Genomic DNA, 14,405 nt, shown 5'->3' with positions numbered 1-14,405 from the left:
AGGTACGCTGACTGACTATGTGTGGAATCGTCGGATACGTCGGCCAGCGGGATGCGCTCGGCATCGTGGTCGAGGCGCTGCGGCGGATGGAGTATCGCGGATACGACTCGGCCGGGGTGGCCATCCTCGACGGAAAGGGCGGCACGGCGGTCGAGAAGAAGGCCGGTCGCCTGGAGAACCTGGACAAGCAGATCGCCACCGTGGGGCCGGAGAAGCTCAGTGGCACCACCGGGATGGGGCACACCCGATGGGCGACGCACGGAAAGCCCACCGATCGCAATGCCCACCCGCATGTGAGTACCGACGGGCGGCTCGCGGTGGTGCACAACGGCATCATCGAGAATTACGCCACCCTTCGTGACGAACTCGAGGCCGACGGCATCGAGTTCGCGTCGGAGACCGACACCGAGACCGCCGTGCACCTCGTCGAGAGCTTCTACGCCGACGGCCCTACCGCCGGCGACTTCGTGTCGAGTGCCTACGCCGCGTTGCGGCGCCTCGAAGGCGCCTTCACGCTCGTCTTCACTCACTCCGACCATCCGGATACCATCGTCGCCGCCCGCCGTTCCACCCCACTGGTGGTCGGTGTCGGCGAGGGGGAGATGTTCGTCAGCTCCGACGTCACGGCGTTCATCGAGCACACCCGCGATGCGGTGGAACTCGGTCAGGACGAGGTCGTGGTGATCACCGCCGACGACTACCGGATCACCGATTTCGACGGCGACCCGCGGGCCGGGAAGCCGTTCCACATCGACTGGGATCTCGCCGCGGCGGAGAAGAGCGGCTACGACTTCTTCATGCTCAAGGAGATCGCCGAGCAGCCGGCCGCGCTGGCCGACACCCTCCTCGGTCATCTCGACGGTGGCCGCATCGTGCTCGACGAGCAACGTCTCACCGACGACGACCTGCGCGACGTGGACAAGGTCTTCGTGGTGGCGTGTGGCACCGCATATCACGCCGGACTGCTCGCGAAGTACGCCATCGAGCACTGGACGCGACTGCCGGTCGAGGTGGAACTGGCCAGCGAATTCCGCTACCGCGACCCGGTGCTGGACCGATCGACGCTGGTGGTCGCCATCTCCCAGTCCGGCGAGACCGCCGACACCCTCGAGGCTGTCCGGCACGCCAAGGACCAGAAGGCCCGGGTGCTGGCGATCTGCAACACCAACGGGGCGCAGATCCCGCGGGAATCCGACGCGGTGCTCTACACCCATGCCGGCCCGGAGATCGGGGTGGCCTCAACCAAGTGCTTCCTCGCGCAGATCGTGGCCGCCTACCTGGTGGGTCTCGCGTTGGCGCAGGCGCGCGGCACGAAATACGCCGACGAGGTCTCGCGCGAGTTCGCCGCGATGGAGGCGATGTCCGGTGCGGTGACCGAGGTCCTCAAGACGATGGAACCGGTCCAGCAGCTCGCCCGCTCGTTGGCCGACCACAACACGGTCCTGTTCATCGGCCGCCATGTGGGATATCCGGTGGCACTCGAAGGAGCGCTCAAACTCAAGGAACTCGCCTACATGCACGCCGAGGGTTTCGCGGCGGGTGAACTCAAGCACGGACCGATCGCGCTGATCGAGGACGGGCTGCCGGTGATCATCGTGATGCCCTCGGCCGACGGTCGGGCGGTACTGCATTCCAAGATGGTCAGTAACATTCGCGAGATCCAGGCGCGTGGTGCACGCACCATCGTGATCGCCGAGCAGGACGACACCGCAGCCGCAGTGGTCGCCGACCACTTCATCCCAATCCCCAAGACGCCGACCCTGCTGCAGCCGCTGGTGTCCACGGTGCCGCTTCAGGTGTTCGCGGCCACCGTCGCACAGGCCCGCGGCTATGACGTCGACAAACCTCGCAACCTGGCCAAGTCGGTCACCGTCGAGTAATCGGGCCCGGAGGAGGAGCAGCACCGATGCCGATCCGCCACCTCACCGCCGACGCCGTCCGCACCGCCGAACACGCGGCCGGTGATCTGCTGGCGAACGGAACCTTGATGCGCCGCGCATCCGGGGGCGTTGCAGCCACGGTGATCGAGGAGTTGCGCCGCACCGGCGGCTGCTACGGCCGTCATGTCGGCCTCGTCGTGGGCGCCGGCGACAACGGCGGGGACGCGTTGTATGCCGCCGCGGCGCTCGCCCGCCGCGGCGTGCGGTGTGTTGCGGTGCTCCTCGCGCCGCAGCGGGCGCACCCGGCGGGGCTCACCGCATTCCGGGCCTCGGGCGGTCGCGTCGTGGCCGAGTTGCCCGCCGGACTCGACGTGGTGCTCGACGGGGTCGTCGGCATCGGAGGTCGGGGTCCGCTGCGTCCGGCGGCCGCTGCCGTGTTTGCCGCGCTGGTGCCTGCCGACCAGGGCGGACCCATCGTCGTCGCTGTCGACGTGCCGTCCGGCGTCGACGCAGACACCGGACAGGTACACGACCCGGCCGTGCGCGCCGACATCACCGTGACGTTCGGCGTGCGGCGTCTCGCGCATCTGCTGGCCGGCCCACAGTGCGGTCGGGTGCGACTCGTCGACATCGGGATCGACACCTCGGGTGCCGACGAGGTGGACACGCTGTGGGAGCTGACCGATGCCGAGGTCGGTCGGATGTGGCCGGTACCCGGCCCGTCCGACGACAAGTACAGCCAGGGTGTGGTCGGGGTGATCGCGGGGTCGGCCCGCTACCCGGGGGCGGCGATCCTCGCCTCCGGCGCCGCGGTGACCGCGACCTCAGGGATGACCCGATTCGTCGGTTCGGCCGCTGCGGACGTGGTCTCCCACCACCCCGAGGTGGTCGCCGTGGCGCGCTATGCCGACGCCGGACGCGTGCAGGCGTGGGCGGTCGGGCCTGGGATGGGTACCGACGACGACGCGCTGGCGCTGTTGGGTGAGATCCTGGCCACCGATCTACCGGTCCTCGTCGACGCCGACGGCCTCACCCTCCTCGCCGCTCACCCCGAACTGGTGGCCGACCGTGCCGCGCCGACCCTGTTGACCCCACACGCCGGTGAGTTCGCCCGGCTGACCGGCGCCGACGTCGGTTCCGACCGACTCGGTGCGGTTCGTGGCCTCGCCCGGGACTGGCGGGTGACCGTGTTGCTCAAGGGCCGAATCACGCTGGTGGCCGATCCCACCGGCACGGTCCTGGGCAACGACGCCGGATCGTCGTGGGCGGCGACGGCCGGCGCCGGCGACGTGCTCACCGGCATCGCCGGCGGGTTGCTCGCGGCGGGCCTGTCGCCGCAGTTGGCGGGCGCCGCGGCGGCCCGGGTGCATGCGCGGGCGGCCGCGCGGGCAGCCCGGGGAGCCCCGATCGGCGCCGCCGACCTCCTGGCCGAGGTCCGCGACGCGGTCAGGGATGTGCGCGCCGGTCTGGGACAATGGTCGCGATGACCCCTCATGCCCTGACCGCGACCATCGATCTCGGCGCGATCGCCCACAACGTCGACGTCCTGCGTACCGCCGCGGGCGCCGATGTGCTGGCAGTGGTGAAAGCCGACGCCTATGGACACGGGGCGGTACCCGTCGCCCGGGCGGCGCTGGGCGCCGGCGCCGCCGAACTCGGGGTGGCCCACATCACCGAAGCCCTCGCGCTGCGCCGTGCCGGTGTCGACGCCCACCTCACCGCATGGCTACACGCACCCGACGCCGATTTCGTATCTGCCATCGAGCACGACATCGACATCGCGGTGTCCTCGACGCGTCAACTGGACTCGGTGGTGGCGGCAGCCGAACGACTGTCGCAACCGGCCACCGTCACGGTCAAGGTCGACACCGGACTCAACCGCAGCGGGGTGGCGGCCGATGAATGGCCGGACTTCAGTGAGGTCCTCGGCAAAGCTCGTGCCGGCGGGGCCGTCGCGGTGCGTGCGATCATGTGCCATCTCGCGCGTGGCGACGAGCCCGAACATCCGCTCAATTCCGAGCAGGCACGACGACTCGACGACGCAGCCGCCGACCTGCGCCGGCTCGGCGCCGGTCCCGAGGTCACCCATATCGCGAATTCTCCTGCGGCGCTGACCCGTCCGGACCTCGCGCGGGATCTGGTGCGTCCGGGCATCGCCCTCTACGGCCGTAGCCCGATCCCCGAACGCGGTGACTTCGGGCTCGTGCCGGCGATGACGCTGACGGCTCAAGTGGCGCTGGTCAAGAAACTCGCTGCCGGACAAGGTGTTTCCTACGGACACACATTCGTGGCGCAACACGACACGATGATCGCGGTGCTACCCGCCGGATATGCCGACGGCGTGCCCCGCCTGCTGTCCGGTCGCTTCCAGGTCGCGATCAACGGGCGGCTCTTCCCCGGCATCGGACGAGTCTGCATGGACCAGTTGGTGATCGACCTCGGACCCGACGGAGGTGGGGTGCGCGAGGGCGACGTGGCCGAGCTGTTCGGCACCGGACGGACCGGCGGGCCGACGGCCGGCGACTGGGCCGACGCCATCGGCACCATCGATTACGAGATCGTCAGCGGTATCGGGTCGCGTGCCGTACGCCGCTACGTGGGTGATGTCGATGAGTAGATCCGAGCGATTCGGTTGGCTCGCCGGGGTCACCGGCGTCGGGGCGATCGGTGCGGTCGCAGCCGGTGGGGTGGCCCGCAACGCGGCACGACGACGTGGGTCCGCGCGGGTCGATCCATTTGCCGGCGTGGACTTCACCACGATCTACGACGACGACGCGACCACGGTGACCGCCGACGACGGCGTATCGCTGGCCGTGCGCACCGTCGTCACCGGTCCGGGGCGCGAGGACCCCTCGATCGAACCCGACCTCACCGTGGTGTTCGTCCACGGCTTCAGCCTGCGGATGGCGAGTTGGCATTTCCAGCGCTATGCGCTGGAGGCATGGTGGTCGCAGCGGACGGTCCGCATGGTCTTCTTCGATCACCGTGGACACGGGCGTAGCGATCCGGCGCCGTCGGAGACGTGCACGATCACCCAGCTCGCCGACGACATCGCCGCGGTGATCCGATCGGTGGCCCCGCGCGGGCCCATCGTGCTGGTCGGACACTCGATGGGCGGTATGTCTGTGATGGGCCTGGCTCGCCGTGACCCGGCACTATTCGGGCCGGACGGCCGCGTCACCGGGGTGGCGCTCATCGCGACCGCGGCGCGCGGCATCACCGAGGCGGGACTCGGGGAGGGCTTGCACAATCCGCTCGTCGACGCCTTCCGCATGTCGGTGCGTCACGTCCCTGCCCTGGTCCGTGCGGGTCGCGGAATCACCCGGCAGGCGCTCGAACCCGTCCTGGTCGCCGCGAGTTTCGGCACCGACTTCTACAGCCCGAACGCGGGTCGTGCGGTCGAGAAGATGATCCAGAACACACCGATCGAAACGCTCGTGGACTTTCTGCACGCTCTGGAGGACCACGACGAGACGATGGCGTTTCCGATTCTGGCGCATGTTCCGTCGGTGGTGGTGTGCGGCAACCAGGATCGGCTCACGCCGCTGCCGAGGTCGGTGCGCATGTACGCCGAGCTCGGTCCCGATTCGCGCCTCGTCGTGGTGGATGGGGCCGGGCACATGGTGCCGATGGAGCGCCCGGAGGAAGTGACCGAGGCCATCGCCGACCTGGTGGATCGGGCCCGGGCCGCCGCCCCGCAGCCGCACCGCCGATGGTGGCGAAAGCTGGTGGCGCGGTGAGCGAATCGACTCGACCCGCCACTGCAGGCGAACGGATACTGCCCGAGGTCGACGACACCGAGGCACTCGGCCGCGAACTCGCGGCGCAGTTGCAGGCAGGCGATCTGGTGATCCTGGACGGTCCACTGGGTGCCGGCAAGACCGCGATGACCAGGGGCATCGCGGCAGGTCTGGGGGTGATCGGACGGGTGTCATCGCCCACGTTCATCATCGCCCGGGAACACCGGGCCGCGCTGCCGGGACGGCCCGGCCTGATCCACGTCGACGCCTACCGGCTCGGCGGCCTCGACGAACTCGACGCCCTTGATCTCGATACCGATCTCGCGGATTCGGTGATCGTGGTCGAGTGGGGCGAGGGGGTGGCCGAACGTCTGGTCGAGCGTCACCTCCTGGTGCGCCTGCGGCGCGAACCGGAGTCCGAGGTGCGTAGCGCGGCATGGGAATGGGTGGAGCACTGATGTACATACTCGCGATCGACACCTCCACCGACGCAGTCGTCGCCGGTGTCGCGGCGCTTCGGGGAGCCGACGCCACCGGAGAGGTGCTCGCCGAACGGCAGGTGACCGACGGTCGGCGGCACGCTGAGATCCTCACCAGCCTCGTCGGCGAAACCCTGGACGAGGCCCGCGTGGCCCGCAGTCAACTCGACGCCGTGGTGGTGGGTTGCGGCCCGGGGCCGTTCACCGGGCTGCGGGTCGGGATGGCCACCGGGGCGGCATTCGGCGACGCGTTGGGCGTGCCGGTGCACGGGGTGTGTTCACTTGATGCGATCGCCGCAGCGCAGATGTCGCAGACCTCCGCGTCGTCGCTGTTGGTGGTCACCGACGCGCGGCGCCGCGAGATCTATTGGGCTACTTACGATCAGGGCAGGCGGACAGCTGGCCCCGCAGTGGCGCCGCCCGGCGAGGTCGTTGCCGATCTCGCCGACATGCCGATCGATGTCGTCGTCGGTTCACCGACCCACGCGGGGCTGTTCGATCGGCCGGTCGGCGCGGCGTCGGTACCGTCGGTGGTCGGACTGGTGACGGTGGCACGCGCCGACTTGTCGGGCAGCATGCCCCCGGCGGCGCTGGTGCCCCTGTACCTGCGGCGACCGGACGCGGTGGAACCCAAGCGGCGCCGACCCGCCGACCCGCAGCGACAGGAGTTGGCCCGGTGACGACCTCGGAACTGATCGTCGACGCCCTCGAACACCCGGACATCCCGCGTTGCGCGGCGTTGGAGAAGCTGATGTTCGCCGACGACTCTCCCTGGCCGGCGACTGCTTTCCGCGCCGAACTGAATGCGCCGTACAACCGGTACTTCGCTGCGCGCGAACAACCCGGTGGCCCGGTCGTCGGCTACGCGGGCATCTCCACGCTCGGGTCGCCGGGGGATCTCGAGTGTGAGATCCACACCATCGCGGTGGCGCCGACCCATCGCGGTCGCGGATACGGGCGCGCGTTGCTCGCAGCGCTGCTCGCGGTGGCCGACGAGTGCGGTGCACCCGTCTACCTGGAGGTGCGTACCGACAACGACACCGCGATCGCCCTGTACGAGGGCGCCGGTTTTGTCCGGTCCGGCGTGCGCCGCAACTACTATCAGCCGTCCGGCGCCGACGCGTACACGATGATCCGTCCGGCGAGCGGAGTCACGTTGCAGCAGACCGGGGGTGCGCAATGATCGTGATGGGTATCGAGAGTTCCTGCGACGAGACCGGCGTGGGCATCGTCGAGTGGACGCGCGGCGGCATGGGCGACGGTGGACGCGGTACGGCGAGGTTGCTGGCCGATGAGGTGGCATCCAGCGTCGACGAACATGCGCGCTTCGGTGGCGTGGTACCCGAGATCGCGTCCCGGGCACATCTGGAGGCCATCGTGCCGACCATGCAGCGCGCCCGGGAGGCGGCTGGTGTCGACCGGCCCGACGCGATCGCGGTCACGATCGGCCCGGGGCTGGCCGGGGCGTTGCTGGTCGGGGTGGCCGCGGCCAAGGCGTACGCGTTGGCCTGGGACGTGCCGTTATATGCGATGAATCATCTCGGCGGCCATGTGGCGGTGGACACCCTCGAGCACGGCCCGATGCCTGAGTGTGTGGCGCTGCTCGTCTCGGGTGGACACACCCACCTGTTGCACGTCACCGACCTGGCACGTCCCATCACGGAGCTGGGCACCACCGTCGACGACGCGGCGGGGGAGGCGTTCGACAAGGTGGCGCGATTGCTCGACCTCGGGTTTCCCGGCGGTCCGGCGCTGGACCGGGCGGCGGCCCACGGCGACCCGCACGCCGTCGGCTTCCCCCGCGGGATGACCGGTCCCGGTGATGCGCGCTACGACTTCTCGTTCAGCGGCCTCAAGACCGCTGTCGCCCGCCACGTGGAGAAATGTGAGCGGCAGGGCACCGCGGTGTCGATTCCCGATGTCGCCGCATCGTTTCAGGAAGCGGTCGCCGACGTGCTGACGATGAAGGCGGTGCGGGCGTGCACCGATCTCGATGTCGACACCCTCGTTCTCGGGGGTGGTGCCACCGCCAACTCGCGCATCCGGTCGCTGGCCCAGGAGCGCTGCGCGGCCGCCGGGATCACCTTGCGAGTACCCAAGCCGCGCCTTTGCACCGACAACGGCGTCATGATCGCCACCCTCGGGGCGCACGTGATCGGTGGTGGGGCAGAGCCCTCGCCACTGACCGTGGCCACAGACCCGGGAATGTCGGTGCAGGTCAGTCAGCTCTGAGCGATCAGATCGGACTTTCGCAGCCTCCGCCCTTGAGTGCTGGCACTCTCGTGTATAGAGTGCTAGTGGCACTGTGATGAAGCCTCGTACACCCGCGACGGCGGGGTTTCGGCCCAGGGCCAATGAACGTGCAATTCGATTCATCGTTCAACAACTCAGTACGAAAGTTGAGGAACCACATCGTGGCGAGCGTGAACATCAAGCCGCTTGAGGACAAGATCCTGGTGCAGGCCGTGGAGGCAGAGACGACCACCGCGTCCGGTCTGGTCATCCCGGACACCGCCAAGGAGAAGCCGCAGGAAGGCACCGTCATCGCCGTGGGCGAGGGCCGGGTCACCGAGCAGGGTAACCGCGTCCCCGTCGACGTCAAGGAAGGCGACACCGTCATCTACAGCAAGTACGGGGGCACCGAAATCAAGTACGCCGGCGAGGAGTACCTGATCCTCTCGGCGCGCGACGTGCTGGCCGTCATCGGCAAGTAAGACCCACGAGCACTTCGTGAGTCTCCCGCCCCGGTGCCCTCGTCGGGCGCCGGGGCGGAGCCATTTCTCCCGCGATTCCCCGGATCGAGAAAGAAATCCATGCCCAAACAGATTGAATTCGACGATGTAGCGCGCCGCGCACTCGAGCGCGGCATCAACCAACTGGCCGACACGGTCAAGGTGACGCTCGGCCCGCGTGGTCGGCATGTGGTGCTGGCCAAGGCCTTCGGTGGACCCAACGTCACCAACGACGGTGTCACGATCGCCCGCGACGTGGACCTCGAGGATCCGTTCGAGAACCTCGGTGCCCAGCTGGTGAAGTCGGTTGCCACCAAGACCAACGATGTCGCCGGTGACGGCACCACCACCGCGACGGTGCTGGCCCAGGCAATGGTGACCGCAGGCCTGCGCAACGTGGCCGCAGGCGCCAATCCGATCGCGCTGGGAGCCGGCATCGGCAAGGCCGCCGACGCGGTCAGCGCCGAACTGGTCCGGCTGTCCACCCCCGTCGATGGGGAGAAGGCCATCGCCCAGGTCGCCACCGTGTCTTCTCGTGACGAGGAGATCGGCGAGATGGTCGCCAAGGCCATGACGCGCGTCGGCGCCGACGGCGTCGTCACCGTCGAAGAAGGATCGGGGCTGTCGACCGATCTCGACGTGACCGAAGGTGTCCAGTTCGACAAGGGCTACCTGTCGCCCTACTTCGTGACCGACGTCGACAGCCAGGAAGCCGTTCTCGAGGACGCGCTCGTGCTGCTCTACCGCGACAAGATCAGCTCGCTGCCGGAATTCCTGCCGCTGCTGGAAAAGGTCGCCGGCGACGGCAAGTCTCTGTTGATCATCGCCGAGGACGTCGAGGGCGAGCCGCTGTCGACCCTGGTGGTCAACTCGATCCGCAAGACCATCAAGGCGGTCGCGGTCAAGGCGCCGTTCTTCGGTGATCGTCGCAAGGCGTTCCTGGAGGATCTGGCCGTGGTCACCGGCGGCACCGTCATCTCCTCGGACATCGGCGTCAGCCTCTCCGACGCGGGTGTCGAACTGTTGGGCTCCGTGCGCCGGGCGGTGGTGACCAAGGACACCACGACGCTGGTCGAGGGTGCGGGTACATCCGAGGAGATCGCGCAGCGCTCCGAGCAGCTGCGCCGCGAGATCGAGCGCAGCGATTCCGATTGGGACCGCGAGAAGCTCGCCGAGCGGTTGGCGAAGCTCGCCGGCGGTGTCGCGGTGATCCGAGTGGGCGCCGCCACCGAGACTGCGCTCAAGGAGCGTAAGCATCGCGTCGAGGACGCGGTCGCCGCGGCGAAGGCAGCCGTCGAGGAGGGCATCATTGCCGGTGGCGGTACCGCCATCCTGCAGGCCGCGAAGGTCCTCGACGATCTGGCCGCCGATCTGTCCGACGAGGAGGCCCTGGGCGTGAAGGTCGTCCGCGACGCAGCGCGGGCCCCGCTGTTCTGGATCGCATCGAACGCCGGCGTCGACGGCTCGGTCGTCGCTACCCGGGTGACCGATTCGGACTCGGGTATCGGCTTCAACGCCGCGACACTGGAGTACGGCGATCTGCTCGCCGACGGCATCATCGACCCGGTCAAGGTGACTCGGTCGGCTGTCGTCAATGCAGCCTCGGTGGCCCGCATGGTGCTCACCACCGAGACCGCCATCACCGATCAGCCGGAAGAGGCCGCGGCCGACGCGCACGGTCACGGTCACGCGCACTGACGAGTTGAGACCGGGCAGCGGCGGACGAACCCGACCGCACTGCCCGAGACGCACCGATGGGGGCATCGATCACACGATCGATGCCCCCATCGGCGTAGAGGTCTGAAAAACTGTCGTCAGCTCGCGATGCGGCGGCCCACACCGCGCTTCATCAGCATGCTGCGCTCGGACTCCGACAGCCCGCCCCAGATGCCGTAGGGCTCGGCAACGGCGAGGGCGTGTTCGCGGCACTGGGCGATCACCGGGCACTGATGGCACATCTCTTTCGCGCGGCGCTCCCGTTGGGCGCGCGCCCGGCCGCGTTCGCCGTCCGGGTGAAAGAACATCGACGAGTCCACACCGCGGCACAGGCCCTGCATTTGCCAGTCCCAGATGTCGGCATTCGGGCCAGGGAGGTGATTCGGCTGAGGCATGACAGCGACTCCTTGTCTGCGAGTGGCACTCGATTGATCGGCGCAAACACACAGTAAGCAAGCCGCAGAAATGCAGTCAATCCCGCCAAATAAGGGGTCAACGATGGTGAAATTTCCAGACTTGTTAACTGTGCGTTGACTATGCGTCGGCGGCTACCATACCGATTCGGTGTGGTCGGCCCGACCCGGCACATTCGTCGTTTTGGTGCCACTGACCTGCTGTTTTCGGTGTGTTGACGTGTGCTTGGCGCGGCCCTGTGTCGCGTGACGAGCAGGTGACGCAACTACTGCCGAGTAACACGATTGAAACTCAGAGCTCATTTCTGTGTGACCTGGGCGGCGAATTAATGTTTGTGACACCAGGTTAAATTCATGCAAACTAGAACAGGTTACACTCGTTCTGCATCGATGTCGGAACCGCAAAAAACAGGGTGTGAAATGGGGGAATGCGCGCACGGCCGGGCGTTGTGGTCTGCCGCGGTTGAGCAGGGAGGTATAGGTCACACTGCCGGCGCATTCGCGATCCTCGACGAGGTTGAGCGTGCCGGCCGGCGATGCGGGGCTCCGGCATTGGAGTCCTTGGCACTGTCGACGCGCGCCTCACTTCTGCGGCAGGCGGGCCGACATCGGAACGCGGCCGCGCTCGACGGTCGCGCGTTGCTGCTTGTCGGATCGTCCGGCGCACCAGAGCCGCGCAACCGGACACAGACACAGACGCATCGCGCCGCAGTGCTCGATGCGCTCGTCGGTCTGGCCGCCGATCATCTTGGGCAGGTGCACCTCGCGGCAGCGCGACGCCTGTTGGCGCGGGCACGTGGCATCGCAGACGTGGCCGACACCGCATGGCTGGCCGGCCGCCGGCCGCTGCTGCGCATCGAGTGGGTCAGTGCCGAGGTCGCGATCTACTCCGCAGACTCCGCGTCGGCGCTCGAGCACGCGCAACACGCCCGGGAACTGTGCACGGTCGCCGACACGCCCCTGCGGCACCGGGTCAAGACCGAGTTGATCGCTGCGGCAGCGCACGCAGCGGCGGGCGACCTGCTCGTGGCCGCTCAACGTGCGGCCGAGGTCACCGCGGACGCGCGGGCCGGTGGGCTCCTGCCGTTGGAATGGGCGTCGTTGGCGCTGCGACACGGTCTGGATCCCGCCGATGAGGACGTGGCCGGAGACCTCACCCGCGTTCGGGGGTTACTGGTGGGTCGGGGAGTGCCGTTTGCAGATGAGAGGACCGCCGGTGGGTGACTCGGTACTCGGTGGCAATCGCTAAGGTGACGTGGGTACACAGCACACGAGCAACACCACGACACATGTAACACGGGGATCTCAACTGACGATGAAACTGACGGGTGTTGAGCTGGACGAGGCCGTCCGCGCCGCAGGGCAGGGCGATCGAACAGCGCTCACGTCGGTTCTCGAAAGTGTGCAGGATCCGATCCTGCGTTACTGCCGAGGGCGGATTGGAGTCGGAGAACGCCACCTGTTCTCCGCCGACGATATCGCGCAGGAGGCGTTGATGGCAGTGATGACCGCGCTGCCCCGGTACCAAGACCAGGGCAGGCCGTTCATGGCTTTTGTGTACGGCATTGCCGCGCACAAGGTTGCCGATGCCATGCGAGTGGCCGGTCGGGTCAAGTCCGATCCGGTCGAGACGCTCCCCGAGACCGTGTCGTTCGTCGGTGGGCCCGAGCAGATGGCGCTGGATTCCGACGGCAGCCGCAGGATGCGGTCGCTGCTGGAGATCCTGCCGGACAAGCAACGCGAGGTGCTCGTGCTGCGGCTGGTGGTGGGATTGTCGGCCGAGGAGACCGCGGACGCGATCGACAGTACGCCCGGAGCGGTGCGGGTCGCCCAACACCGCGCGCTGGCAAAACTACGGACCGAACTGAGGAAGGCAGGTGAGGTCGATGAACGACGAGCATGAGCCTGCCGATCAGCGATGGGATGTGAACGATCCCATCGACATGACCTCGGTTCACGCGGACGACCATTTCATCGAGTCGTTGTCTCACGATCGACCCGTGCCGACCCGGGATCAGGCCGAATACGAGCTGGCCGAACTACTGTCGGGCTGGCGTCACGAGGCTGTCGCCGCGCCGCTGCCCGAGTTGCCCACCGTCGACGAGGTCGAGTCCGCGATCGCGGCGTCCCAGCGCGCAGAACGCGGGCGCGGGGTCATCCGGCACCTGCGGGTGGCCTCCGGCGTGGCTGCGGTTGTGGTCATCGCCTGCGCGGGCCTCACCGTGTTGGCAGAGGGATCGTCTCCCGGCGACCCGCTGTGGGGTGTCAAGAAGGTGGTCTTCGCCGAAGCTGCCAATGAAACCCAGGCGGCGATGGACATCCAGTCCGACCTGGAGAAGGCCGAGGCCGCGATGGCAGCCGGCGACGCCGACCAGGCTGCTGCATTGATCGCCAAGGCGCAGCAGCAGATGGGGCCAGTGCGCGACGACGCCACCCGTAACCGCATGAACGAGTGGATGCAGCGACTGCGCGCCGACACCGATTCGGCCAAGTCCGCATCGTCTGCCTCGTCTGCCTCGTCTGCCGCCGTGCCCGGCGGATCGAGCAGTGTGGGTGGTGCGCCCGGGCCGAGCACACCGCCGCGTGACCTCGATCGTCAGAGCAGTGGTTCGGTGACCGTCACCTTGCCCAGTTCGGGGAATCCGCCGGCGACGTCGGCGCCGGACAGCCCGACCGGTCAACCCGACACCACCAAGCCCGAGCAGCCGCCGACCTCCACCACGACTCCCACGCCGACTGCCGCGCCGGGCGATGAGACCGGACAGCCCAGTCGGCCGGTCACCACCACGACGACCACCACCACGACGTTCTTCTTGTGGTGAGTGGCCTGGAGGCCGGTTGGCCCCTGAACTCTGAGGAGGGCCGGAGCGTGCGGAGGCCCGTCACGAAGGGCCCTACTCAGGATGGATGCCGAAGCGACCCGATGAAGCGCTGAAATAGCGCACGGACGCAACTCAACCTGGCGTGAGGGGAATTCTCAGCGCTCGTCGTCCATGTGTCCGCGCGCATCGGCGTAGCCGCGGCAGTAGTCCCAGGTGACGTAGGCCTCGGGGCGCGGATCGACGGCCGGTTCGTGAGGCCGAACGGTGCCGTCGATGAGCAGCTGCAGCAGGTTGGCACGCAGCATGTCCCAATCGTGATAGTGATCCTCGTGGCAGTCCTCGCACACGACGACCAGGCCGCGGACCCCACGATGGGCCAACAGCGTTTCGTAGACCGCCAGATCGGCGAGATCCTCCTCGACGGCGACGCGCTCGTTTTCGTCGAGCGGTACGCCGGGTTCCACCGAGTCGAGAGCCGACGCCGGGTCGCTGGGGTCGTCGGCGAACGGATCTGGCGGCAGTCCGGGTGGAAGATGGTCACGCACAACACCACGGTAACCGATGATCGGACCCCGGTGGAGCAAGGCGTCCACAGGTCGATCGACCCCGGTGGGCGATGACGT

15 protein-coding genes are annotated in these 14,405 nt (G+C 68.1%); 13 read left to right on the top strand and 2 right to left on the bottom strand.

Annotation, left to right across the window (positions count from 1 at the left end):
• Positions 1-17 precede the first annotated feature (17 nt).
• The 10 genes from glmS to groL all read left to right on the top strand — a co-directional run bounded on the left by glmS (position 18) and on the right by groL (position 10,529).
• Complete coding sequence (glmS, locus tag OSB52_RS00300) at positions 18-1,880, top strand: glutamine--fructose-6-phosphate transaminase (isomerizing) (RefSeq protein ID WP_235723693.1); 1,863 nt, start codon at positions 18-20, stop codon at positions 1,878-1,880.
• Between the two features lie 26 nt (positions 1,881-1,906).
• Positions 1,907-3,367 (top strand): NAD(P)H-hydrate dehydratase, encoded by a 1,461-nt coding sequence (locus OSB52_RS00295; RefSeq protein WP_266059595.1) that lies wholly within the window; start codon positions 1,907-1,909, stop codon positions 3,365-3,367.
• On the top strand, positions 3,364-4,497 hold the full coding sequence (gene alr / locus OSB52_RS00290; RefSeq protein ID WP_266059594.1) for an alanine racemase: 1,134 nt from the start codon (positions 3,364-3,366) through the stop codon (positions 4,495-4,497). Before OSB52_RS00295 ends, alr begins: the two co-directional genes overlap by 4 nt.
• Positions 4,490-5,620, top strand: a complete 1,131-nt coding sequence (locus OSB52_RS00285) for an alpha/beta fold hydrolase (protein ID WP_266059593.1) — start codon at positions 4,490-4,492, stop codon at positions 5,618-5,620. The genes alr and OSB52_RS00285 overlap by 8 nt, the downstream gene beginning before the upstream one ends.
• Complete coding sequence (gene tsaE, locus OSB52_RS00280) at positions 5,593-6,078, top strand: tRNA (adenosine(37)-N6)-threonylcarbamoyltransferase complex ATPase subunit type 1 TsaE (protein ID WP_266059592.1); 486 nt, start codon at positions 5,593-5,595, stop codon at positions 6,076-6,078. Before OSB52_RS00285 ends, tsaE begins: the two co-directional genes overlap by 28 nt.
• Entirely contained in the window at positions 6,057-6,779 is a 723-nt protein-coding gene (gene tsaB / locus OSB52_RS00275) for a tRNA (adenosine(37)-N6)-threonylcarbamoyltransferase complex dimerization subunit type 1 TsaB (protein ID WP_266059591.1), read from the top strand. The genes tsaE and tsaB overlap by 22 nt, the downstream gene beginning before the upstream one ends.
• On the top strand, positions 6,776-7,282 hold the full coding sequence (gene rimI, locus OSB52_RS00270) for a ribosomal protein S18-alanine N-acetyltransferase (RefSeq protein ID WP_266059590.1): 507 nt from the start codon (positions 6,776-6,778) through the stop codon (positions 7,280-7,282). The genes tsaB and rimI overlap by 4 nt, the downstream gene beginning before the upstream one ends.
• On the top strand, positions 7,279-8,331 hold the full coding sequence (tsaD, locus tag OSB52_RS00265; protein WP_266059588.1) for a tRNA (adenosine(37)-N6)-threonylcarbamoyltransferase complex transferase subunit TsaD: 1,053 nt from the start codon (positions 7,279-7,281) through the stop codon (positions 8,329-8,331). Before rimI ends, tsaD begins: the two co-directional genes overlap by 4 nt.
• 182 nt (positions 8,332-8,513) lie before the next feature.
• The gene (gene groES / locus OSB52_RS00260) at positions 8,514-8,813 is read left to right on the top strand and encodes a co-chaperone GroES (RefSeq protein WP_006334733.1); all 300 of its coding nucleotides are present in this window, start codon (positions 8,514-8,516) and stop codon (positions 8,811-8,813) included.
• Between the two features lie 99 nt (positions 8,814-8,912).
• Positions 8,913-10,529: a chaperonin GroEL gene (groL, locus tag OSB52_RS00255; protein WP_266059580.1), complete on the top strand. Its 1,617-nt coding sequence runs from the start codon at positions 8,913-8,915 to the stop codon at positions 10,527-10,529.
• Positions 10,530-10,645: 116 nt separating this feature from the next.
• Here the strand turns inward: groL and OSB52_RS00250 are convergent, their stop codons facing one another.
• Positions 10,646-10,942 (bottom strand): WhiB family transcriptional regulator, encoded by a 297-nt coding sequence (locus tag OSB52_RS00250; protein WP_129911804.1) that lies wholly within the window; start codon positions 10,940-10,942, stop codon positions 10,646-10,648.
• Positions 10,943-11,521: 579 nt separating this feature from the next.
• Here OSB52_RS00250 and OSB52_RS00245 point away from each other — a divergent pair.
• The 3 genes from OSB52_RS00245 to OSB52_RS00235 all read left to right on the top strand — a co-directional run bounded on the left by OSB52_RS00245 (position 11,522) and on the right by OSB52_RS00235 (position 13,782).
• Positions 11,522-12,184, top strand: coding sequence for a hypothetical protein (locus OSB52_RS00245; RefSeq protein WP_266059578.1), 663 nt, complete (start codon positions 11,522-11,524; stop codon positions 12,182-12,184).
• A gap of 91 nt (positions 12,185-12,275) precedes the next feature.
• Positions 12,276-12,863 carry an RNA polymerase sigma factor ShbA gene (gene shbA, locus OSB52_RS00240; protein WP_235723703.1) on the top strand — a complete coding sequence of 196 codons (588 nt, stop codon included), beginning with the start codon at positions 12,276-12,278 and terminating at the stop codon, positions 12,861-12,863.
• Entirely contained in the window at positions 12,847-13,782 is a 936-nt protein-coding gene (locus OSB52_RS00235) for an anti-sigma-D factor RsdA (protein ID WP_266059577.1), read from the top strand. The genes shbA and OSB52_RS00235 overlap by 17 nt, the downstream gene beginning before the upstream one ends.
• A gap of 155 nt (positions 13,783-13,937) precedes the next feature.
• Here OSB52_RS00235 and OSB52_RS00230 read toward each other — a convergent pair whose 3' ends face one another.
• Positions 13,938-14,327, bottom strand: a complete 390-nt coding sequence (locus OSB52_RS00230; protein WP_266059576.1) for a DUF5319 domain-containing protein — start codon at positions 14,325-14,327, stop codon at positions 13,938-13,940.
• Positions 14,328-14,405 lie beyond the last annotated feature (78 nt).

It is taken from the genome of Gordonia aquimaris, assembly GCF_026262595.1.
GTDB classification, from domain to species: Bacteria; Actinomycetota; Actinomycetes; order Mycobacteriales; family Mycobacteriaceae; genus Gordonia; species Gordonia tangerina.
This window is presented reverse-complemented; position numbering and strand designations above follow the sequence as displayed.